Origin of the sequence: Rossellomorea marisflavi, assembly GCF_001274775.1 — a bacterium.
Classification (GTDB): Bacteria; Bacillota; Bacilli; order Bacillales; family Bacillaceae_B; genus Rossellomorea; species Rossellomorea marisflavi.
Window position 1 is genome coordinate 871165 of sequence record NZ_LGUE01000004.1, and the last position, 23535, is coordinate 894699.

Genomic DNA, 23535 nt, shown 5'->3' on the forward strand with positions numbered 1-23535 from the left:
CCTGTATCTTCACAGTTCGTGAATGGCATCCGATTCCCAGATTAAAACGCTGCGGTCCCAATGGCCGCTTGCAGCTGACAGCATTCCTCTGGCCACCTGGGCCCCTTCGATGCTCCGGTATTTTCTCAGCTTTCCTCTCATGAAAGGCTGAAGGATCCACGATGCCGCTTCCCCCATCTTTTCCCCAAAACGGAACTCTGCCCGCTCTCCAAGAAGAAGGGACGGCCTGAAGATATGAAGGGTTGAATACCCCAATGCCGTGATATCCCTCTCTGTCATCCCTTTGACACGACTATAGAAAAAGCGTGAGTCCACATCGGCTCCCATGGAGGAGATCAACAGGAATTGTTTTGCTCCGTGGGTTTTTCCGAGTTCTGCAAGCTGGAGCGGATACCCATGATCGACCTTTTTGAACGCCTCCTGAGACTTGGCTTTCTTGATCGTCGTTCCTAGGCAGCAATATACATCATCGATTGTCTCACCAGGCTCCAATCTCATATCGTCCAATGATTGCACCCGTTCATCCAGCGTTTCATGGGCGACCCCGGACTCTCTCCTCACAATCGAGATGACCTTATCGTAACGTGGAGAATCGAGGAGCAGCCTGACCAGCCTGGAACCTACCATCCCCGTTGCCCCGGCAATGAGAGCGACTTTTCCTTCCATGAACCTGCCTCCTTTTTAAAAAGGGTGCCCCGGTATACCCGGGACACCCCTCATTCTTTATTCACCTAGATCAACGTTATGATAGACTTGCTGAACATCTTCAAGGTCTTCGAGAGCATCGATCATTTTCTCGAACTGCGCCTTTGCATCTTCAGGAAGTTCTACATCGTTCTGTGCAAGCATGGTCAGCTCGGCCACGGAGAATTCCGAAATGCCCGCTTCCTTGAATGCTTCCTGTACAGCATGGAATTGATCGGGATCGGCATACACGATCACCGCATCTTCTTCCGCAATGATGTCGCGGGCATCTACATCCGCTTCCATCAAGATTTCAAGAACGTCATCTTCTGACTTGCCTTCGATCCCGATAACAGCTGTCGCATCAAACATGTAAGCAACCGAACCACTCACACCCATATTCCCGCCGTTTTTGCCGAAAGCTGCACGCACTTCGGATGCTGTACGGTTCACATTATTGGTCAAGGCATCCACAATGACCATGGAACCGTTCGGGCCGAAGCCTTCATAGCGGAGCTCATCATAATTCTCATCGGAACCGCCCTTTGCTTTTTCAATGGCACGATCGATGATGTGCTTCGGTACGTTGTACGTTTTCGCACGCTCAAGTGTGAACTTCAGCGCCTGATTCAGATCCGGGTCCGGTTCGCCTTGTTTGGCCACCACATAGATTTCACGCCCGAATTTTGCATAGATCCTACTTGTATTGGCATCCTTGGACGCCTTCTTTTCCTTGATATTATTCCATTTACGTCCCATCTATAACACTCACTTTCGTTCAATAAATTCCTATCGTGTCAATCCTCATTCATTATACCCTATAAAGGTGGGGTTTGTGGAGGAGCACTCTTATGAATCGATCCTTCTTGCCTGAAAATCGCTGATGGCATCGTATTCCGGTGCAAGGAGCGCCGGCAACCGCGAGAAGATCGGCATCAATTCCTCATAGACTTTCACAGCCTCGGGTTCTGGTCGGTGCGAATGAACGCTGCCCACCATGGAGCGCACTTCTTCCAATGACCCCATCCATCCCTGATCCACCATCCCAAGGACGACGGCACCTAGGCAGGAGCTTTCAAAGCTCTCCGGGACAAATACTTCCTGGTTGAAGATATCGGCGAGCATCTGCCTCCACAGTTCAGAACGGGCAAATCCACCGGTGGCCTGCACACGTACAGGGGTCCCAATCAATTCTTCAAGCGCCTGAAGGACACTGTACAGATTCATGACGATCCCTTCAAGGACCGCCCTGACCATATGTTCCTTCTTATGATGCATGGCAAGTCCGAAGAAGGATCCCCTTGCTTTTGCGTTCCAAAGAGGTGCCCTTTCTCCTGCCATATACGGGTGGAAGATCAGGCCGTCCGCACCAGGATTGACCTTGGAGGCAAGCGCCGTCAACACTTCATAAGGCTCGAGGCCGAGTCTGCCGGCAGCGTCCACTTCGGCTGTAGCGAGCTCTTCCTTCACCCAGCGGAAGATCATGCCTCCATTGTTCACGGGTCCGCCGATGATCCAATGCTTATCTGTCAGCGCATAGCAGAAGATCCGCCCCTTTGGATCCGTGATGGGACGATCCGTGACGGCGCGGATCGCACCGCTTGTCCCGATCGTTACCGCAACGACCCCGCTTTCGATGGCGTTCACACCGAGATTTGAAAGGACACCATCACTCGCTCCTACGTAAAACGGTGTATCTGCATCGATCCCGAGGAGTTCGGCGTAATTGCCTTGAAGTCCGGTCAGACTGGTCGTGGTAGAAACCGGCGTAGACAGCTGGTTCTTTTTAACCCCTGCGACCTCGAGCGCTTCTTCATCCCAATCAAGATCTTCGAGATGAAACATTCCAGTGGCAGAAGCAATTGAATAATCGATCACATACTTGTCGAACAAACGGTGGAAGATGAATTCCTTGATGGAAATGAATTTCGCCGCTTTCGCAAAAAGCTCGGGCTCATCATGACGGAGCCAGGCAAGTTTCACAAGGGGGGACATGGGATGGATCGGCGTACCGGTCCTTTGGTAAATCTCCATTCCGTTCATCTCACGCTTGATCTTTTCCGCCCATTCACTGCTTCTGTTATCTGCCCATGTAATGGATCGGGTCAGCAGACTGTTCTCCTCATCTACCAGGATGAGACTGTGCATGGCGGAACTGAACGATACAAACGAAATCTCTTCTTCCGTTTTTCCCGCTACTTCCTTGATGCAATAAATGACCGCCTGGAAGATTTCTTCGGGATCCTGCTCTGCTACTCCCGGAACCGGGGTGTGAAGGGGATACTCGATTCCATGACGCTCGATTGCTTCGCCTTTTTCATTGTAAAGTACGGCTTTTGTACTGGTGGTTCCAATATCGACACCTATCATATATCGTGACATGACTATTTCCTCCTAAACGAACATAGAGAAGGGATGATCCTTCTTTCATTAAATCGGGGCAGACGTCGCCCTGTCGTTTTAAATACCTCTTTCTAACATAACACCTGAAAGCGCATTTAACCAAACCATATACACGGAAATCTCCTAGGTTCAGCCATCTGGAAAAATGATGAAAGTATTCAAAAAATATTTTTTATTATGCAAACGATTACAGAATTTATTTTTATTTCCACCAAAAACTAGTATACTAATAGAAGGAAAACCCTTACAGGAGTGTGATTCAATGAGCCAAGACCACCAGCACTGCCTCGCCAGGATCCGTGCACATTACCCCCAATTCAGCACTACCGAAAAAAAGATTGCCGACTTCATCCTGAAGAGACCGGAAGAAACCATCCATTCTTCCATTAACGGACTATCAGATCGCTTAGGTGTCGCCGACTCGACCGTGTTCCGCTTTTGTAAGCGCGTAGGGTTCAAAGGATTCCAAGCCATGAAAATTGCCCTGGCATCCGAGATCATGAAGGATTCTTCCCACGATCGGCTCGATGAGGGGGATACACCGACTTCCATCGCTTCAAAGGTATTCCGCTCAAACTGCAAGACGATTGAAGATACCCTTATGATACTTGATGAAGAGGATCTGATGAGAGCCGTACAAGCCATGGAAACGGCACGCTCCATCGAATTCTTCGGCAGTGGTGGATCAGGCATCGTCGCCCTTGACGGCTACCATAAATTCATCCGTACCGGGCTGAAAGTGCATGCGACCCTCGACTCCCACATCCAGCTCATGGCCGCATCGCAAATGACCGATGAAGACTGTGCGATCTTCGTCTCCCATTCAGGAAGCACAAAGGATATCCTCCATATACTGGACATCGTCAAAAGCACCGGAGCCACCACCATCGGAATCACGAATTTCGCCAAATCCCCTTTGAGCCAGCAGGTGGACATCCCCCTCTTCACCGTATCAGAGGAAACCGACTACCGGAACGAAGCACTCTCATCCCGGATCGCCCAGCTCACCCTGATCGACACCCTTTACGCCAACCTCCTACAGATACGCGAAACCAAGGGGCAGGAATCCATCAGAAAAATGCAGGAAGCCATTAAGAGTAAAAGAGGATGACTCCATAACACTCTATTTTTAAGGGATCTAATCTTCCTTTACTAGAAAGCAAGGGAGATAGAGTCCGTTCCTTTTCGCTGCAGGCGCTTGCTTTCCTGCGGGGAGGGCGTCGAGCCTCCTCGTGCCTGCGGGGTCTCGCCACCCCTCCTTTTCCGCTGGAGTCAAGCGCCTTCCGCTTCAATCCACTCTTTCATTCTGGTGGTGGGGAAGGCTATTACTCTGTTGGTAATGTGGAAGGGATGAATCTATCTGTTCTTCCATATTAGTTGCTCACCCTCTCCTTCCCCCTATACAGCCACCACACCACTTCTCCCGTTCAGACGTCATTCCCCATTAACTAGCTCTTTCTGCAGAAAGCCTTTCACTCACTTGTGGATAACTAACTATGTGGATAACATAATTTCCTACCAAGGAGACTTATCCACAATCTATTACAACGAAACATTAGGATGCCTTTTTCGATGTACCTCAAATACCTTCACATATCTACACATAAAAGAAAGGGGAAGGTGTCCAGAACCCTTCACCCCTCCCCACCAAAAGTGCAGTGCAGCGAAGGCCGACCGACTCCTTAGGGAATAGAGTGAAAAGTGAGACCCCGCAGGCACGAGGAGGCTCACCTCACTCCCCTAGGAAAGCGGTCGGCCGAAGCGAAACGGAACGTCCCATCTATACTCAAATACCCACAATACAGATGGGGGTGGTGGTGTCCAGAACCCTTCACCCCTCCCCACCAAAAGTGCAGTGCAGCGAAGACCGACCGACTCCTAAGGGAATAGAGTGAAGGGTGAGACCCCGCAGGCACGAGGAGGCTCACCTCACTCCCCTAGGAAAGCGGTCGGTCGCAGCGGAACGAAACGTCCCATCTATGGACAAAAAAAGAGAGCAGGCACCAAGCCCGCTCCTCAATCCACAATCAACGGAACCACACAGCCCCCATTCACATCAATCAACCCGCGATCTGTAATCTTCAACGCCGGACTCACAGGCAACGACAGCGTACTCAGCGACATGATCACATTATAATGCTCATACCCCATCGCCTTCAGCGAAGCCGTCACCTGCCCCACCTGCTCCGACACACACTCAAGCTTATCCTCAGACAAAATCCCGCCAACCGGCAGCTCAAGCATCGACAAAATCTTGCCACCTTCCACACAGCACACACCGCCCTGCTTCCGGATCACCTCATTCGCCGCCAGCAACATATCCTCTGGATTATGTCCCACAACAAGCAGATTGTGATTATCATGTGAATAAGTCGTCGCAAACGCCCCGCTCTTGATGATATCACCCGCAATCAACCCATGTGCCCGGCTGTCCGTCCCGTATCTCGAAAACGTGGCGATCTGTGCAAGACCGCTTCCTTCCCACTGCAGACGTCCTCTTTTGGACTCCACTGACCGGTGGACTTCCTCGGTAAAGGTCGACCCGTTTTTCACCTGGATGACCCTGCACGTATAATCACCATCAGCTCTCCCGCTCTCCATGTCGAAATCGTCCAAGCTCAATTCTGCAAGATCGACACTTGTATAGAAGGAATCTGGGAAAGCCCGACCCGGTTCAGCCTGATCATACCGTTGATCCCCATCATAGACCCGGCGACCCGCTTTGTAGACCTCGTCAATTTGAAACGATTCCAAGTCGGATATCAAAAGGAAGTCTGCCACCTTCGAAGGCGCGATGCTTCCCCGATCATACATACGCATCCTCTGTGCTGGAGTGTAGGTACACGCATAAATCGCCCTCTCTGGAGTCATCCCCATGGCAATCGCCTTCTTCAACAGGACATTCAAGTGGCCCCTTTCCATAAAGGAATCCGCCATCACATCATCGGTGATGAAGCAAAACAGCTCCTCAACCGGCTCGCTGATCAGGTACTCCATCACCTCGGGCGTCATGGACTTTTCCTGGATTTCAACGAACATGCCGGCCGCCATGCGCTGCTCCATCCCTTCCACTGTCTGGTGCGTGTGATCGGAATGGACGCCGGCGAACGCAACCTGTTGAAGTTCGAGGTCCAGCAGCTTCGGTACATGCCCCTCGATGATCAGATCCGGATACTCGCGGTTCATATGCTCGAGGATGGCGTTCGTCTTACTCGGTGCTTCCGTGATGATTTCATAGAAGTTCATGATTTCTCCCAGGCATTTGATCCTTTCCGTCCGGAGAAGATCATCGATTTCCCCGATGCCGATGTCCCCTCCCGTCGTTTCCATGGAAGTGGCTGGGACAGAGCTCGGAATGGAGTAGAACATGTCCACTTCGCACGCTTCACTGGCGCGGATCATTTCCTTTACACCTGGAAGCCCGAATACATTGGCCATCTCATGGGGTTCGGGCACGATGGTCGTGACCCCGTTCCGGATCAGACCGTATGAGAATGTAGCGGGTGTAACCATGGTGCTTTCTATATGAAGATGGATATCAATCAGACCCGGGACCATGTAGGAGCCGTCCCCTTCCACTACATTGGACGCATTGAAATACTCCGTTCCACGGTCCCCGATATAGAAGAACTTTCCGTCTTTGATGGCCACGTTCCCTTTCGTGAAGCGTTTAAAATAACTGTTGTAGACGCGAACGTCCGTTACCAGCATATCGACTTTCATACTTTCCCTCCTAAAGCTATTCCACCACAACCATCTGATCCTGAGGTATTTCGAGCGAGACCTTTTCTCCCGCACGGTAAGGCAGTGCTGTTTCTTTATTTACGGTGAAATCGCCAAGGGCTGTTTCCACGACGAATTGGAAGCTGCGTCCAAGGTAGGTAGAGATCTTCACGATGCCGGGAATGATGTTCATCCCTTCCTTCGTTCCTTCATGGAGAAGGAGGTTGTCCGGTCGGATGGCACCGATTTTTCCTGATCTGCTCATTTGCGGGTGCCGGGTCAAGACAAAATCATGACCCGAAACGGATAGCCGGATTGTGTTTTCTGCATCCTGCCGCTCTTCGAACTCGATGAAGTTCTTAAACCCGATGAAATCGGCGATGAATCTCGTTTTCGGATATTGATAGATGGTCGTCGGCTCATCGAGCTGTTCGATGACCCCTTTATTCATGATGGCTACCTTATCTGAAATGGAGAAACACTCCTCCTGATCATGGGATACGTAAACCGTTGTAATCCCGAGCTCCTGTTGGATCCGGCGGATTTCCACCCTCATGTTCACTCTGAGGTTAGCATCGAGGTTGCTCAGGGGTTCATCGAATAACAGGATTTCCGGTTCGATGACCAAGGCCCGTGCAATCGCGACACGCTGTTTTTGTCCACCTGATAGTTCTTTCGGGAATCGTTGATCGTAGCCTGCAAGATCGACGACGTCCAGTACCCTCTTTACCTTTTTCTCTATCTCTCCTTTTCCAAGCTTCCTAAGACGGAGTCCGAATGCCACATTATCAAAGATTGATAAATGGGGGAAAAGGGCGTAGTTCTGGAATACAAAACCGAAATTACGCTTGTTCACGGGAACCTTTGTGTAATCTTTACCGTTCAGTAGGAATTTGCCCTTGTTTGCTTTCAGGAATCCCGCAATCAATCGGAGCGTGGTCGTTTTCCCGCATCCACTCGGTCCAAGCAGGGAAACGAGCTGACCCTTCTCGATCTCAAGATTGAAGTTCTCCAGGATCGTTTGCTTATTATAGGAAACAGATACATCGTCCAAACTAAATAATGCCAATGGAGTGGCCCCCTTTTATCGTTTAGTGAAATAAGATAGTCCCATCAATCTTTCAACCATGAACATGAAGAATGTCGTGATGACCATGAGGAGGACGGAAATCGCCGCGATGGTCGGATCGAAATAGTTCTCAACATACGTAAGCATCTGGATCGGGAACGTAGAGATGCCCGGTCCCGTCATGAATACGGATATGTCGACGTTATTGAAGGATTCCAGGAATGCGATCATGACCGCTGCCAGGATCCCTGACTTGATATTCGGCAGGACGACGATGAAGAACGTCTTGACCTTGCTCGCTCCCAGGCTCTCTGCAGCCTCTTCGATGGAAAAATCAAAGTTTGATAGACTTGATGAAATGACCCTGATGATGAAAGGAAGCATGATGATGGTATGACCGATGAAAAGCGCTGTATAGATCGGAAGCTGATAGGTCCCGACGATATAGCGCAGGAATGAAAAGCCAAGGACGATCCCCGGTATGAGGATCGGAGAGATGAACACAGCATCTAGCAGTTTCTTCCCTTTGAAGTCGAATCGACTCAGGGCATAGGCCGCCGGGATGCCAAGGACAAGGGCGAATAAATTCCCCATGAGCGAGACAATAATGGATGTCTTAAATGTAGAAATGAACATCTGCACATCGAATATATTCAGATACCATTTAAAAGAAAGATGTTCCGGCGGGAACTTCAGAACGCTCCCACCTTCAAAGGACGTCACCGATATAATCAGTAAAGGTCCCAATAAGAATAGAAATACCAGGAATGTAAAAAATGCCAATCCTCGATTCTTCTGCATCGACCTCTACCCCTTCGGATTTAATTTACGTGCTAAAGCATTCATGCAGGCAATCACGGCAAACGTGATGACAATCATGATGGTGGCGACAATGGAAGCCACCTGCCAGTCGTTGAGCGTGATGGCGTTCTGATAAAGGAAAGTGGAGATGACCCGCTGCTTGCCCCCCAACAGGGCAGGCGTGGTGTACGCAGTGAAGCTCCCCACAAAGACGAGGATGCTCCCGATGACAAGTCCCGGTACACACAGGGGCAGAACAACCTTCAGAAAAACAGTGGCCTTTGATGCCCCCAGGCTCTCGGCTGCTTCGAGAAGATCATGCTGGATGTTCTCCATGACCCCCACCAGGGAAACGATGATTAAGGGAAGAAATAAATGAACCAGCCCGATGATGATGGCCGTTGGTGTATAAAGGATATCGAGAGGTTCGTGAATGATGCCCATCCCAAGGAGCATCTTATTCAACAATCCATTTCGTCCGATAATGATCATCCAGCTGAACGACCGGACAACCGAACTCGTCAGCAATGGGAAGATCGTGAGAAGAAGAAGGACTGCCTTCATTCTGCCCCCGAGCTTTGAGATATAATAAGCTGCCGGAAACCCAAGGACGATACAGATCAACGTCGTCAAAAGACTGACCCGCAGCGTGGTGAATAGAATATCAAGGAAATATCGATCCTTCAGGAACGTCAGGTACCCGTCTAAGGTGATCCCGCTTCCGTCGGTAAACGTCGTCCCGATCGTGAGGACGATGGGAATAATCATGAATACCGTCAAAAACAGGATGCCTGGCAGCATCAATAGATACATATAACGCGTCTTCATACTCAAAAACCCCTGTCTCCAATAGATTAAGATGAAACGATGGAATGGAATAATCGTAGGAAAGCCGCTTCATCGACCTCCGTACAGACGGATAGATTCCTGTCTTGCTCCAACCTGTTCTGGAAGTCACATACGAGTTGACCATCACATAGCTCGCTCCTCGTTTCCACATCGACGTAGAAATCCTCGGTCTTGACGAGACTTTGGTCGATGGCAACCGCGACAGCAAGCGGATCGTGCATGGCACAACCGTCCACACCGTTCCGTTTGAAATATCGTTTTCGGTATTGAGCCGTGCTGTTATCGATATACTGACGGATCACGGGATTTTCAATCGCATGGATATGGGCTTCCTTCAGGATTGCGTGTCTGGTGACATCGAGCCCCACCTGGGTGATATCGGTGAATCCTGCGTGAAGCACGATCTTCACCGCCTCCGGATCGACCACCATATTGAACTCGGCCGTCGGCGTGACATTCCCTGGTCCTTTGACCACACCGCCCATGAAAATGACTTCTTTCACATAGTGGACAATCTGTGGACATTTCTTAATCGCCAATGCCAGATTGGTCAATGGACCCGTCATGACAAGTGTGACCTCATGAGGGAAATTCAGGATCGAATTGATGATGAAATCAGGGGCGAATCCTTCCTCCGCAGGTCTTGAGGGAAGGATATCCTTCAATTCCCCGCCTAGACCGTCTTCCCCGTGGACCCCATGTTCGAAGAAATGGGGCCTGATCAAAGGGGCGTCGGCCCCTTTGATGACAGACAGATTGGTTTCCCCGAGTAGATCCAATACCTTCAGCGTATTGTCCGTTGCTTGATCCAGGGACACGTTTCCATTCACGGTTGTGATTCCAAGAAGATCGAACTCCCTGCTTTTCACTGCCAGAATGATGCCGATCGCATCATCTATGCCGGTATCCACATCAAGTATCAGTTTACGCTTCATGCCATCCACTCCCTTTGTTAGTTTGCCAGTTCACGGTTCCAACGATCGATCCACTGCTTGGAATTCTGATTCACAAACTCCATATCCAGCGTATTTAATCCCTCTACAACCTCTTCCCCGTACGTCAATCCCTCTGCTTCTTCCTCAGATAGCTTCACTTCGGTGTTAACAGGTGAATCGACCTTGGCCTTCGCTGACTTCTCTTGTACTTCTTTGCTCAATATATAATCGATGAACTTCTCAGCCATCTCTTTATTCTTCGAATCTTTAACGACGTTCACCGTGTTCATGACGGCATATCCGCCTTTTTCAGGCGAAACGAATGTTGCACTCGGAACAGCTTCTTTCAAATCGGCGAAATACATTTCCATGATTGGTCCAGCCACGATCTCTCCCTGAGAGAACATATTGACGAATTCAGATGTCTGGCCGTATTCTTTCACAACATTCGGCAGGATGTCTTTCATTTGACTGAATGCCTGATCTTCATTGAATGTGTTTGCGCCACTGACCTTCGATGCCGCATCAAGCATCATCGGACCGCTTGTGGAGGTGATCCCCGGAATGGTAATGGATGCCTTCAGATCCTTGCGCCATAGGTCATCCCAATCCTTGATCGGTTGTTTCACTTCATCCGCATTATAGGCGATACCGAACTGACCGACCGTATAAGCAGGACCATAGTCTTCTCCAAGAGGAGCTTTGGCTACATCATAGATGGAATCAAGATTTTCAAGCTTTGAATGATCAATCTTCGCAAACAGTCCATCATCGATCCCCTGTTGCGCATAGTAGTCGGATAGGAAGATGACATCCACATCCCCGCGGCCTTGACGGACCTTATTCAAACGATCTGCGTTGTTGCCCGTGTCGAGGACGATTTCTACATTGTTCTCTTCTTCAAACGGCTTATACACTTCTTTATCGAAGAAATCTTCAGCAAATCCCCATGTGGAGATGACGAGCTTCTTGGAATCCTTCTTACTGCCTGAACCATTACCACTGCATGCTCCCAATAGGAAAAGCGACGCAACGGTGAGAATGACGATGAACTTTTTCATTTTCTTGACCCCCTGATGATTGTTTTTTAGTGAATAGCATATAAAAAAAAGACAATCCTAAATAGAATAAAAGCATTCTACTCAAGATTGTCTTTTCTTCGTAAACAAAGATGAAACAAATCCAGAAGATTAAACGGCATCCCTTCAAGATGAATCAAGTCGGGACGTCCAGGTATTCTATTTGACGATGATGTTTGTGAAAGCGATCTGGGTGAGGGAATCGTAATCCCGGAGGACCGCCTCGATGTCCCATCCGATCTCTTTCAGCTTTTCTTTGAGCTTTTTCTTGAACAGGATCGACATGTGAAAATCGACTTCAAGCTTCAGATGGGGCGCCTCCCCTTCGAGAGCCTGTGATCTGGGTGCGCGGCGATGCTTCGCTTGAAACGTGATGATCTTTTCTTCGATCTTCACCTTCAGTAGTGTCGTCCCGAAACCGAATAGTTCCTTGGAGACGTCATTGTACAAGTGGGAAAGAATCTTCTTCGTTTCATTCGCATCCTTCGTCATCATTTCACCCGCCAACAAAGTTGTTACTAGTTATTATACATTTTTTCAGTGAGTTGACAATAGAATATACGGATTTTTATCGAAATTTGTAGATTTTTATTAAAATAACGTTTCCATATACACCTAATCACGAACATTAAAAGGCATACAACCAACCATCTCCCTCATACACTACCCATATAGGCATCTGGGAGGGATGATATGAATATCGCCGTCACCATCGGATTCATTTTTATTTTAGGCATGATCCTTGGGTTTCTCATCTTTTTTCTACGGAAGACGCTCCACGCGGAAGATGCAAGCAGGATCGATCCCCCAGTGGAAAACGAAGATGAATACACAAAGCCCGATTCCCATTAGGGAATCGGGCTTTTATGCGTTAGATCGTGACTTCTTTCCTTCCGTGCTTCATATCCCCCATACAGATTGGGCATTCCTTGGTCGATGCGCTCTCGCCTGGAGCAATCCGCTGCCATGCAATGCACCTCGGCTGGGTGCAGATCCAGGCATCGATGGAAATATAGACAGAATCCGCTTTGGGCTTCTTCACGGGCGCCTTCACCGGCTCCGTCTTGAAAATATCACTGATAAACCGGGAACAAGGGCGGGTCTCCCCCTGATAATAGGCAGGGGATGATATGTAAAGACGCTCCTTTGCCCTCGTAATGGCTACATAGGCGAGCCGCCGCTCCTCCTCGATTGCCTTCTCAAGCTTTTCGGACTTTTTCACATCCTTCAGCACCTTGTCCTCCAGATGATCTGCCTTCAATGCAGAGGAATGGGGAAGATTCCCCTCGATGGCACCGATCAGGAACACGACAGGGAATTCAAGTCCCTTGGACCGATGGATGGTCATAAGAGATACGCTGTCGGACTGTCTGTGCTGGTCGGAATAGACTTCTTCATACTTCTTTTTCATTTCATCAATGAACGCGATGAAGCTTGCAATCGTTTCGAAACGCTTTGCCGAACCTTCCAGTTCATCGAGCATTTCTTTGATCATTTCCTTCTGCTCCGTCACGATATTGGACTCTTTCGCATCCATATACCGGTGGTAAAAGTCCCTCCTGATCCGCTTGATCGCCTGCTGAGGGGCGTGGTCCCGGATCATCTTCAAGAACGAGATCCTCTCATTGATCGATTTCACCTGGAACGGTTTCAGCCCCGGGATCTTCGTCACGTGAAGGAGCGGATTCGGGCTCTGCTCCTTCGTCTCACCCTGCCGGATCTGGGTCATCCCCCTTTCCTTGTTGATGAAAAGGGTCGGAAGGATGGATTCCATGGCAGAGAAGTTCCTCGGTACGATGGCGAGTCGCAGATGATCCACGACGGGCTTAACCATCCAGTTATCATAGAAAAGGGAATCCTTCTGGTTGTATGGGGTGAACGGGATTTCCTTCAACAGCAGCTCCTCAAATACCGCCCTGCCACTACTCATGGTCCTGTGCAGGATCGTCACGTCCTGATACTGATACCCGCTTTCGACGAGGCGCCTGATCTCTTCTGCGATCCACTGTGCTTCCTCATCGACAGTCGATGGCCTCGAATAAAGAGGCTTTTCCGCCTCGGGCTTCGTCGCAATCAACGTTTTGTCCCGGCGCTGTCCATTCCGGCCGATCACTTCATTGCCGAGACCGATGATGGAAGCATCAGAGCGGTAATTCTCTTGCAGGGTGACGACTTTCGCATCAGGGAACTCTTCATCAAAGTCGAGGATGAACTCATTCCTTGCTCCGTTGAAGGAGTAGATTGTCTGGTCATCATCCCCTACCACGAAAAGGTTCCCATGAGCGGCAATCAATTTGATCAGCTCATACTGAACAAGGTTCGTATCCTGGAACTCATCGACCATCACATAGCGGAAACGATGCTGCAGCGTCTGAAGGAGATTCGGATTCATCATGAGGAGCTCATGTGCCTCCGTGAGGATATCATCGAAATCCATCTTGTGGTTCATCCGTTTCCACTCCTCATATTTGAGGAGGATGCTCCGCGTTTCCTTTTCGGTTTTCGTCCCCTCCGGAAGCTCACGCAAATCGAATTTGTTCAATTTATAATGAGAGAGCTTGGCAAGGAGCGTCTCCGCATCATAGGGATTCTGAATGTTCATCCCGCGCTGGATCTGCTTCAGTAGGATCTGTTTGTACCGTTCATTGCCGATGACTTCCTGCGTATACTGTCTGGAGCGCAGAAGATGAAGGAAGAGGGCATGGAATGTACTGGCATGCACCCGGTGTCCGCCTTCGGTGCCCGGAAGACGGGTGATCCGCTGCTTCATCTCATCGGCAGCCTTCTTCGTGAAGGTCACCAGCAGGATATGCTGGGGTTCGATCCCCTTCACCGTCATCAGATAGCCGGTCCTGCTCACAAGGACCGTCGTCTTACCCGTCCCTGCACCAGCAAGGGTCAGGCACGGCCCTCCCCCGTGACGGACAGCTTCGATCTGCGCCTGATTCAACTGAATCCCTGCGCTCTCTAATATTCTGAAATAATATGAATCTTCCTCATCAGGTGCCACTAGAGCCTCCGACGTTTGCCCATTCTGTAACGGGGCGACGGGAATCTCCTTCTTATCGGCATCGAATGGGTAGATGGAATAGTGGGTCAATACGTTATTCAAAGCTCATTCTCCTAGCTTACCTGGCGATTCGTAACCAACTAATCATAACAATGATGAAACCGTCATGGCAATGACCAATCAGCCCCTTAAACGGTTGTTTAACGAATGACCCTATACTATAATAAGCATTTGCTCCCCCAACCAAACGTTTGTTTAACCCCCGCGCCCCCGCCCAACAATGGAATCCTCCATGTAACTGTCCCTCCGACGTTAATCTCCCTTCAAAAAGGGAATAAGAAAACGGGTGATACATGATGAACATAACCAAATGGGGATACACTCGCTTCCGAAGCATCAAAGCTGAATTCGACCTGTTCCCGCACTCTCTGGTCATACTCAGGAAAATACGATCCTACTATTTTGTTTACAACGTCCGCTGGTCTCCCCTCGATCCCGTCGTCGAGACCCACCACCTCGAAGAAATGGAACGGCTCGTCAACCGGGAAATGGACCTTGAGGATCAGTATTTGAAGCGACGGTCTGAATACTGATGTCCACACTACGATACCCCGACACGTAGCGTCGGGGTATCGGGGAGTCCACCGATTATTTTTTTGCTGTGAAGAACAGTCGTTTGAAGCGGAACATGATTTCGCCGTTGACCTGTCTGGAATATTTCCCCTTGATCCCCTCAAGGATCTCCCCCTGAAAGGCTTGTTTTTTCTCTTCATCCGCCTCCAGGGCATTCAAAAAGGGAAGGAGCTTCGTCCCCTTCACCCATTCAAGGATTTCCTCATGCTCCTTCATCCTATGATAATAGATGGTTTCCCACACAGAAAATTCGTCTGTAAGCCCCGACAAGATATCTACGTATTCCCCAGTTGAAAGCTTATTCGTCTGAGAGAATTCCTTCTCCGTAAACCCCCACTTAGGATCACGGATCACTTCGTTGATCACCCGGAAAGCAGGAGACTCCTCATTGATCGGCATCTGCACAGCAAGCGTCCCCCCATCGTTCAGCAATCGGAACATCTCCCCCAGCAACTTACCATGATCGGGAATCCATTGGATCACGGCATTCGAAAAAACAATATCATACCCCGCGTCCAATGACGGCAAGTCTGTGGACGCATCATACAAATCAAACCGCAAACGGGGATATGCCTCCCTCGCTGCCTCAATCATCGCAATAGAAGAATCAATCCCATACACATCTGCATCCGGATAGCAGAGATGCAACCGCTCCGTCCCGTTACCCGGCCCACAGCCAATATCAAGCACCCGGCGGGGATCCACATGATCAATCCGCCCAATCAAATCAATCGACGGCTGTGTCCGTTCATCTCCAAACATCAAATACTGAGAAGCATTCCACTCATTCATCCTCATCCCTCCAATTTCCACATCCTACCACCACTATAACAAAACCACCCTCCCCTAACCATTCACCGTTTTGGATCAGCCCCGATAAGAAAAACCGATCATCGACACCAACCACCACGTCACTAAAAAGCAGGGTGAAGCAAAAGTGATAACCCTCATCACCGCATAGTGCAGTGCAGCGGAGGGTGGTCGACTCCTGCGGATAGGCGGGCGGATGAGACCCCGCAGGCACGAGGAGGCTCATCGCTCGACCCGCGGAAAGCGACCACCCGCAGCGAAACGGAACGAATCCATCACACTACACCCCCAACTCAAAAAAAGGATTTGGTTGAATGGTTCTTTATCTTAAAATGCAGGGTGAATAGTGGCCTTCCCTTCGCCTCCTCTCCCCAGCATCACCGCATAGTGCAGTGCAGCGAAGGGCGGTCGACTCCTGCGGATAGGCGGGCAGATGAGACCCCGCAGGCACGAGGAGGCTCATCGCTCACCCCGCGGAAAGCGTCCACCCGCAGCTAAACGGAACGAACCCATCACCCCACATCCCACTCAAAAAAAGATAGGAAGTTGAATGGTTCTTTACTAAATGCAGGGTGAACTAGGACCATTCCCTTCCCCATCATCAACGCATAGTGCAGTGCAGCCGAGGGTGGTCGACTCCTGCGGATAGGCGGGCAGATGAGACCCCGCAGGCACGAGGAGGCTCATCGCTCGCCCCGCGGAAAGCGGCCACCCGCAGCGGAACGGAACGAACCCATCACACTACACCCCAACTCAAAAATGCAGTATCTGAACCAACCACAATTGGTAATTTAAACCAACACTCTCCCAAAACCCAAACAAACCCCTGATTTCACCGTCCTCCTCAAGAAAAACATTAAAAAACAAAGAAACTTTACAAAAAACAAAGAAAAACCACGATTATCCTACAAAATCTCCTCTAAATCAGATTATATCAATAATTCTGAACATTTAATTAATTAATCGAACCTGCTATGATACATAATAACAAAAGGATAGCTACCACCTATCTTAGAAGAAAGGCGTGATTCCAATGAAGTAGGAAAGCAAAGCATATCAACATCACCATCCGCAATGAAATGGCCCGTGAAAACCAGTTTCAGGATCGTGTGGATATGCGGGGACGCGCACCATTCTTATTTCAGGGGATGATACCAATGAAGAACGTCAGCGAAGCATGCTAAATCACGATACGCCAGAAGAAGGTCCGTGAAAACCTCCTTCGTATCCTGTGGGCATGTGGGAAAATCAGAAGAACGAAAAAAATAAACTAAAGCATGCAATTCCATTAATTTTAAAAAATGAAGGTTCGTATGTTGATTAGTAAGAAAGGATCGTAAAGGTAAATTGAATAAGATGTATTTACATTAAGGCGCTGTTTATGTTCAGTATACATAGACAGCGTCTTGCACTGTGTTCGGGGATAAAAAACGACCCCTCCTGTCACCAGGAGCGGCCGTCAATGCAGCTATTACCGAGGATCTTTCAGCTGTCCGCCGTGGATCGTTTTTTCATTGAACGATAGATCCACTTCTTTTCCGAGCTTTTCGAGGAAGCTCTGTTCGCGTTTGGATACAAGGGAGATGACGGTGCCTGAAGCGCCCATCCTCCCCGTTCTGCCGGAGCGATGGATGTACTGCTTTGTATCGGTCGGGAAATCGAAATGGACTACATGGGTGACCCCTTGGATATCAAGGCCTCGCGCTGCCACATCCGTTGTAAGGAGCATCGGGACTTTCCCAGCCCTGAAGCGGTCTAGAGATGCCTTCCTCTCCACCTTCTTGGATTCCCCTGCAAGTACCTCCAGATCCACGCCTTTAAATTTCAACTTTTCTTCTGCCTCGGAAAGCTTATCAAGCTGGTTGAAAAATACAAGGGCTTTTATGTCCTTGAAATGAGCAAGATTTCTCAGCGCCTCGATCTTATCACGGAGCTCTGTGTATACATAGAGATGCTCGACATTCGGCTGGTCCAGTTTTTCATCGATCTTCACTAATTCCGGATCCTGCAAGAGCTCTTCAGCCACCCTTGAGGTTTCCGGTGACAAAGTTGCAGAGAAGAAGAGCACCTGTCTCTCCTTCAGTGTTGATTTGATGATTTCCCGGACTTCTTTCACATGCTCGTGGGTGATCATCAGGTCGAACTCATCCACAACGATCGTTTTCACTTCATGCATCTTCAGTTTTTTCAGCTTCATGAGCTCCAGCAGACGTCCCGTTGTCCCGACGATGATATGAGGCTTCTTTTTCAGCTTTTCCAGCTGCTTTTTGATGTTCGCTCCACCGATGAAGGCTGCACCAGTCACGCCCGTATCTTTACCCCATTTAGTGATTTCCTGCTGAATTTGCATCACCAGTTCCCTTGAAGGAGCAATGATCACTGCCTGCGCCTGTTTTCTAGAAGGATCGATAGCCTGGATGATGGGAAGCAGATAGGCCAATGTTTTTCCTGTTCCTGTCGGAGATTCGCAGATAAGATCCTTTCCTTCAAGCACCTTCGGGATGGCTTTCTCCTGGATCGGGGTCATGTCTCCAAAACCGGATTCTTCCCACGTCTTTTGTATGGCCGGGTGATCGATTAGTTCAGTTGCTTTCATGTTACATTCCTCTCTTCTACATCGGCACATGTGCTTCCTTTCCATAATGGAAGGCGGATTTCCACCGTTGTACCGACATCTTTTTCTGTTTTGAATAGCAAGGAGCCTTTATGGCGCTGGATGATTTTTTGACATACAGCAAGTCCAAGTCCGGTTCCTTTTTCTTTTGTCGAGTAGAATGGTTCTCCGAGTCGCTCCACGCGCTCCGGATCCATTCCTGTACCGTTATCTTCTACATATATGAAGGCGTGATCATCGGAACTTCCTAACGTTATGCACACATGGCCGTTCCGACTCTCCGGTATGGATTCCACACCATTCTTGATAATATTGATGAATACCTGCTTAAGCTGATTGCCCTCGCCAATCACGAGCATATCCTCGGATCCACTATTGCGGAAGCTCATGGACACATTGTCCATATGCGCCTGCGCTTCCATCAGTACGAGGACATGGGATAATAATTGGTCGATTCGGTGAGGACGAAACGGGATATCCTGTTGTTTACCGAGTATGAGCATTTCTCCTGAGATCAAATCGATCCGGTCAACTTCCTGGTGCATGATATCCAGATAGGATGATTGCACTTCATTTGACGATTTCAACAATTGGATGAAGCCTTTCAGAGAAGTCAGTGGATTCCTGATCTCATGTGCGACAGCTGCTGCCAGCTGTCCGATGACCGAAAGCTTTTCCGATGCGAGTGCCATTTCCTCGTTTTTCCTCTCCCGGGTGATATCACGGGCAATGGCAAACATACCGGTTACCTCTTCATTGACGATGATGGGAACGAAGGAGCATCGCACCAATTTTGAACGATCACCAAGGTGAATGGTCGTTTCAAATGCGGAAGGCACCCCTTTCAATGTTTTGTCATGGTGATCTTTCAACATGTTCAGGTCATTCTTCTCCAAGTATCGGCTGAACGAAACCGACTTGAGGCGATCCATGGGCGATTCTAGGAGTTTTTCCGCTTCGCTGTTCACATATATGACCTGTCCATTCAAGGATAATTCAATGACGGCATCGGGGTTTTGCTCAATAAGGGAATGGTAGTGCTGATTCCTGCTTTCAAGCTGGACTTCTTTCTTACGCAACCGCTCATTGGCAAGTGTAATTTCACGTGTGGTCTTATGGACAAGGAAATAGAGCACTACGCCTGTGATGAGGATGAAAAACCACCCTTTAAAGCGTTGGAAGTAAATATATAAACCTAAATTTTCCTTTGCCAAGTGAATCGACACATAGTCAGATAAAAAAATCCAAAGCAATCCGACCAGGAAATACAACAATGCAATCCGCGCGGCTATCCATTTAGCTTGTCCCATCTTAAGCGTCACCTAAATTCACGTAGTCTTTCCTATATGGTTTCACCAACTATGATGAATTATCACAGTGCTGTTTCCGACTCCCCTATCATACCACGCCATGATGGTGCTTAGGAGATGATTTCAGATCACCTGTCTTTTTTTGTCGCCCTCCTTCTATTCCTGATATGCAAACGATGAAGAGCAAGGGAATCGTCATGGCAAGTAGAAAAAAAGCCCGCCCCACCGCTTCATAGCGGAAAAGGACGGACCTTCGGCTGTTCAAGGACAGAGCTTCCTTCGGATGTGATCAGAAGGTGACGGACGAGCATATGGGGAAATGACTGCTTCATTTCGTTCGCGAGATCCGCTCCTTTCCCCTTCCCCGTAAAGCAAGCAATTGTAGGGCCGGCCCCACTTAGAGCGACGCCGAATGCCCCTGCTTCAAGTGCCGTCCTTTCCACCAGATCATAATGTGGTAAGAGGCTTTTGCGGTATGGCTGATGATAGCGATCCGCCTTCATCATCTTGCCGGCTGTTTCAAGATCACCAGTCAGGAGGGAAGCCACCAGGACATTGGATACGGATCCTGCCAGGACCGATTCTGTGAATGAAAGTTCATCAGGCAGTGCTTCCCGTGCCTCAGAAGTCTTCAGCTCCGTCGGTGGAATGACTGCGACCACATCGAAAGCAGGATTTGCAATCGATACGAGTTCCACATCCTCTCCCGACTGAGTCGCAATCACAAGTCCTCCGTAAAGGGATGCCCCCACATTATCAGGGTGGCCTTCAAATCGATTGGCTTCCTTCAGCTTATCAAGCATCGTCAGGTTCAACCCACAGGCGGCATTCGCCAGTTCAACCCCGGCGATGACGGCTGCTGCACTCGATCCGAGTCCCCGGGTGAGCGGGATCATGCTCTCCACCGACAGCTTGCACGGCGGATGGACCCTCCCATGACGCCCTGCTACTTCCTTGGCTACGCCTACGATGAAATGCTCCTCATCCTGCGGGAAATCTTCAAGTTCCGGAGAAAGGGGGATGACCTCCCATCGCTCCGCTTCCTCGACATCAAGGTTCAGATAGAGGTTCAGGGAGAGGCCGATGGAATCAAAACCCGGTCCAAGATTCGCCGTACTGGCTGGTACAGTGATCTTCCAAGAGCGCGCTTCGCCTACCATACCCCCATCGTCCCCTTGATATAGTCCTTCACGGCTTCCCTATCATTCGGGAGTTTCGCCGGGATGACGGGACTATATTCGATCGCCGTCTGGGGATCTTTCAGGCCATTCCCCGTGAGGACGGCCACAACCTTCGATCCTTTAGGCAGCACGCCTGACTGGATGGATTTGCGGATGCCTGCGATGGAAGCACATGAGGCTGGTTCGGCAAAGATCCCCTCTGTCTTGGCAAGAAGCTGATACGCTTCAATGATCTCTTCATCCGTGACCTCATTGATATGGCCATTCGATTCCTTCAGGGCATCCACTGCCAGCGACCAGCTCGCCGGGTTGCCGATCCTGATCGCCGTCGCCAAGGTTTCAGGCTGCTCGATCACCCGATCATGAACAAGCGGTGCGGCACCGGATGCTTCGAATCCGAACATCCTCGGGAGACCAGATTGCTTCTTCCCATCGTATTCCTTGAATCCTTTCCAGTAAGCAGAGATATTCCCTGCGTTCCCCACAGGAATAGCCAGGATATCCGGTGCAGATCCAAGCGTATCCACCACCTCGAATGCTGCCGTCTTCTGTCCTTCCAGCCGATATGGATTCACTGAATTGACCAGGGTTACCGCTTCGGTCCGGCTAAGATCCCGCACGATTTCCAGCGCTTGATCAAAATTCCCTTCAATGGAGACGATCTCGGCGCCGTACATGACCGCCTGGGCAAGTTTTCCTTGTGCGATCTTACCTTCAGGTATAACGACGATACATTTGAGTCCGGCACGTGCGGCATAGGCTGCAGCAGACGCTGATGTGTTACCGGTGGATGCACAGATGACTGTGGAGCTTCCTTCTTCGACCGCCTTTGCCACCGCCAGGACCATGCCGCGATCCTTGAAGGAGCCCGTCGGATTTGCTCCTTCAACCTTCACATGAAGATCGATCCCCCACTCCTTGGACAGGGTTTCAAGCTTGATGAGGGGTGTATTCCCCTCATGCAGCGTCAATCCCGGTGTCTGCCCCGAAACAGGCAGGTTCTCTCCATACTCTTTGATCAGTCCATCCCAACTCATGCCTTTCCGCCTCCTTCCACTCTGTAGGTGCTCTCGATGGAATGCACCGTTTCCTCGTCTTTCAGTTCCATAAGGATATCCTCGAAATGATCCAGGGATGCCTGATGGGTCACGACGACAATTTCGGCTGCACCCTCCGCTGCCAACGGGTTTTGAAGGATTTTCTCGAATCCTACTCCGTGAGAAGCAAAAATGCTGGTCAGCTTCGACAGTACGCCCACCTCATCTCTAACATGGAGACGAAGGAAGTGTTTCGACTTGATTTCAGACGACTCCTTGAGCTTCTTCGTGAACTGGGGATGGACGGCGCTTTTCCCATTGACGCCAAGCCTCATATTCTTCATGATCCCCACCATATCCGATACAACCGCAGTGGCCGTCGGGAGACTGCCTGCACCCGGTCCATAGAACATCGTTTCACCAACAGCTTCGCCATAAACATATACGGCATTATACTCATCATTCACTGAAGCAAGAGGGTGCTCCTTCTGCAGCAGGGTCGGTTCTACGCTTACCTCCACCTTCTCCCCGTCCCGATGCGCATAGCCGATGAGCTTCATCGCATAGTCGAACTGCTCTGCGTACTGAATGTCTTCTCCCGTCACTCCTGTGATCCCTTTGACCTTTACGTCTGCAAGATCGACATTCATGGAAAAACCGAGCGTGGAGAGGATCGCCATCTTCCTTGCAGCATCTAGACCACCGACGTCTGCCGTTGGATCGGCTTCGGCATACCCGAGGTCCTGAGCTTCCTTCAGCACCTCTTCGAAATTGCTGCCTTCTTTCGTCATCTTTGTGAGGATGAAGTTCGTCGTCCCGTTGACGATCCCCATCATCTTCGTGATCCGATCGGAGGAAAGGCCGTCTACCAAGCTTCTGAGGATCGGGATCCCACCGGCGACGCTTGCCTCGTAGAAAAGGTCGCAGCCGTTTTCAGATGCTGTCTTCAATAGTTCCGGTCCATGAAGGGCCATAAGATCCTTATTGGCCGTCACAACATGCTTTCTCTGCTTCAGTGCGGATAAAAGGTGTTCCTTTGTAGCCTCGATGCCCCCCATGACCTCTACGATAATATCAATCTCAGGATCGTTCAGGACTTCGGCTGGATCCGTTGTGAGGACCTCCCTTCCGAGCTTCAGATCTCGTTCCTTCTCAAGCTCCTGGACGAGTGCTTTTCTCACTTTTACCGGGCAGCCGATCTGATGGGTCAGCTTATCCTGATGATTCTCTACTATTTTCACGACCCCTGACCCCACTGTTCCGAGTCCCAAGAGTCCGATTGATATGGATTCCATATAGCCATAACCTCCATGTGTTCATTTGGAATATACAATTGTTCTTCTATAGAGGACATTATAGAGGAAACATCCAGCCCTTACAATAGATTTTTCAGAATA

20 protein-coding genes are annotated in these 23535 nt (G+C 49.7%); 3 read left to right on the plus strand and 17 right to left on the minus strand.

The genetic code is table 11. The features are described 5' to 3' along the window. Positions 1–9 precede the first annotated feature (9 nt). From AF331_RS14545 to gntK, 3 genes are all read right to left on the minus strand, one after another. A complete protein-coding gene (locus AF331_RS14545) occupies positions 10–666 on the minus strand; it encodes an oxidoreductase (protein WP_053428791.1) in 657 nt (218 codons plus the stop codon). Between the two features lie 57 nt (positions 667–723). Then, positions 724–1443 carry a YebC/PmpR family DNA-binding transcriptional regulator gene (locus tag AF331_RS14550; protein ID WP_053428792.1) on the minus strand — a complete coding sequence of 240 codons (720 nt, stop codon included), beginning with the start codon at positions 1441–1443 and terminating at the stop codon, positions 724–726. A gap of 90 nt (positions 1444–1533) precedes the next feature. Continuing rightward, on the minus strand, positions 1534–3054 hold the full coding sequence (gene gntK / locus AF331_RS14555; protein WP_053428973.1) for a gluconokinase: 1521 nt from the start codon (positions 3052–3054) through the stop codon (positions 1534–1536). Between the two features lie 295 nt (positions 3055–3349). On the opposite strand from gntK, the gene AF331_RS14560 reads away from it, so the two are divergent. Next, positions 3350–4198, plus strand: coding sequence for a MurR/RpiR family transcriptional regulator (locus AF331_RS14560; RefSeq protein WP_053428793.1), 849 nt, complete (start codon positions 3350–3352; stop codon positions 4196–4198). Between the two features lie 905 nt (positions 4199–5103). On the opposite strand, the gene AF331_RS14565 is transcribed toward AF331_RS14560, so the two are convergent. The 7 genes from AF331_RS14565 to AF331_RS14595 form a co-directional block, all read right to left on the minus strand. Beyond that, complete coding sequence (locus AF331_RS14565) at positions 5104–6810, minus strand: adenine deaminase C-terminal domain-containing protein (RefSeq protein ID WP_053428794.1); 1707 nt, start codon at positions 6808–6810, stop codon at positions 5104–5106. Positions 6811–6826: 16 nt separating this feature from the next. Then, positions 6827–7879 (minus strand): ABC transporter ATP-binding protein, encoded by a 1053-nt coding sequence (locus tag AF331_RS14570; RefSeq protein ID WP_053428795.1) that lies wholly within the window; start codon positions 7877–7879, stop codon positions 6827–6829. 15 nt (positions 7880–7894) lie between these two features. Further along, positions 7895–8680, minus strand: coding sequence for an ABC transporter permease (locus AF331_RS14575; RefSeq protein ID WP_053428796.1), 786 nt, complete (start codon positions 8678–8680; stop codon positions 7895–7897). Positions 8681–8686: 6 nt separating this feature from the next. Further along, on the minus strand, positions 8687–9508 hold the full coding sequence (locus tag AF331_RS14580; RefSeq protein ID WP_053428797.1) for an ABC transporter permease: 822 nt from the start codon (positions 9506–9508) through the stop codon (positions 8687–8689). 26 nt (positions 9509–9534) lie between these two features. Then, entirely contained in the window at positions 9535–10464 is a 930-nt protein-coding gene (locus AF331_RS14585) for a nucleoside hydrolase (RefSeq protein ID WP_053428798.1), read from the minus strand. Between the two features lie 17 nt (positions 10465–10481). Further along, positions 10482–11525 (minus strand): ABC transporter substrate-binding protein, encoded by a 1044-nt coding sequence (locus tag AF331_RS14590; RefSeq protein WP_053428799.1) that lies wholly within the window; start codon positions 11523–11525, stop codon positions 10482–10484. A 177-nt stretch (positions 11526–11702) separates the two neighbouring features. Further along, on the minus strand, positions 11703–12038 hold the full coding sequence (locus tag AF331_RS14595; protein ID WP_048007789.1) for a hypothetical protein: 336 nt from the start codon (positions 12036–12038) through the stop codon (positions 11703–11705). A 198-nt stretch (positions 12039–12236) separates the two neighbouring features. On the opposite strand from AF331_RS14595, the gene AF331_RS22500 reads away from it, so the two are divergent. After that, positions 12237–12395: a hypothetical protein gene (locus tag AF331_RS22500; RefSeq protein ID WP_160316565.1), complete on the plus strand. Its 159-nt coding sequence runs from the start codon at positions 12237–12239 to the stop codon at positions 12393–12395. 19 nt (positions 12396–12414) lie between these two features. On the opposite strand, the gene AF331_RS14600 is transcribed toward AF331_RS22500, so the two are convergent. Then, the gene (locus tag AF331_RS14600) at positions 12415–14655 is read right to left on the minus strand and encodes an ATP-dependent helicase (RefSeq protein WP_235576396.1); all 2241 of its coding nucleotides are present in this window, start codon (positions 14653–14655) and stop codon (positions 12415–12417) included. Positions 14656–14909: 254 nt separating this feature from the next. On the opposite strand from AF331_RS14600, the gene AF331_RS14605 reads away from it, so the two are divergent. Then, complete coding sequence (locus tag AF331_RS14605) at positions 14910–15146, plus strand: hypothetical protein (protein ID WP_048007788.1); 237 nt, start codon at positions 14910–14912, stop codon at positions 15144–15146. Between the two features lie 55 nt (positions 15147–15201). Here the strand turns inward: AF331_RS14605 and AF331_RS14610 are convergent, their stop codons facing one another. The 6 genes from AF331_RS14610 to AF331_RS14640 all read right to left on the minus strand — a co-directional run bounded on the left by AF331_RS14610 (position 15202) and on the right by AF331_RS14640 (position 23433). Continuing rightward, complete coding sequence (locus AF331_RS14610) at positions 15202–15978, minus strand: methyltransferase domain-containing protein (RefSeq protein WP_053428800.1); 777 nt, start codon at positions 15976–15978, stop codon at positions 15202–15204. Positions 15979–17467: 1489 nt separating this feature from the next. Then, on the minus strand, positions 17468–18592 hold the full coding sequence (locus tag AF331_RS14620; RefSeq protein ID WP_053428802.1) for a DEAD/DEAH box helicase: 1125 nt from the start codon (positions 18590–18592) through the stop codon (positions 17468–17470). Next, positions 18589–19920, minus strand: a complete 1332-nt coding sequence (locus tag AF331_RS14625) for an ATP-binding protein (RefSeq protein WP_053428803.1) — start codon at positions 19918–19920, stop codon at positions 18589–18591. The genes AF331_RS14620 and AF331_RS14625 overlap by 4 nt, the downstream gene beginning before the upstream one ends. Before the next feature lie 230 nt (positions 19921–20150). After that, positions 20151–21080, minus strand: coding sequence for a homoserine kinase (gene thrB / locus AF331_RS14630; protein WP_053428804.1), 930 nt, complete (start codon positions 21078–21080; stop codon positions 20151–20153). Then, a complete protein-coding gene (gene thrC / locus AF331_RS14635; protein WP_053428805.1) occupies positions 21074–22138 on the minus strand; it encodes a threonine synthase in 1065 nt (354 codons plus the stop codon). Before thrC ends, thrB begins: the two co-directional genes overlap by 7 nt. Continuing rightward, positions 22135–23433 (minus strand): homoserine dehydrogenase, encoded by a 1299-nt coding sequence (locus AF331_RS14640; RefSeq protein ID WP_053428806.1) that lies wholly within the window; start codon positions 23431–23433, stop codon positions 22135–22137. The genes thrC and AF331_RS14640 overlap by 4 nt, the downstream gene beginning before the upstream one ends. Positions 23434–23535: the final 102 nt, after the last annotated feature.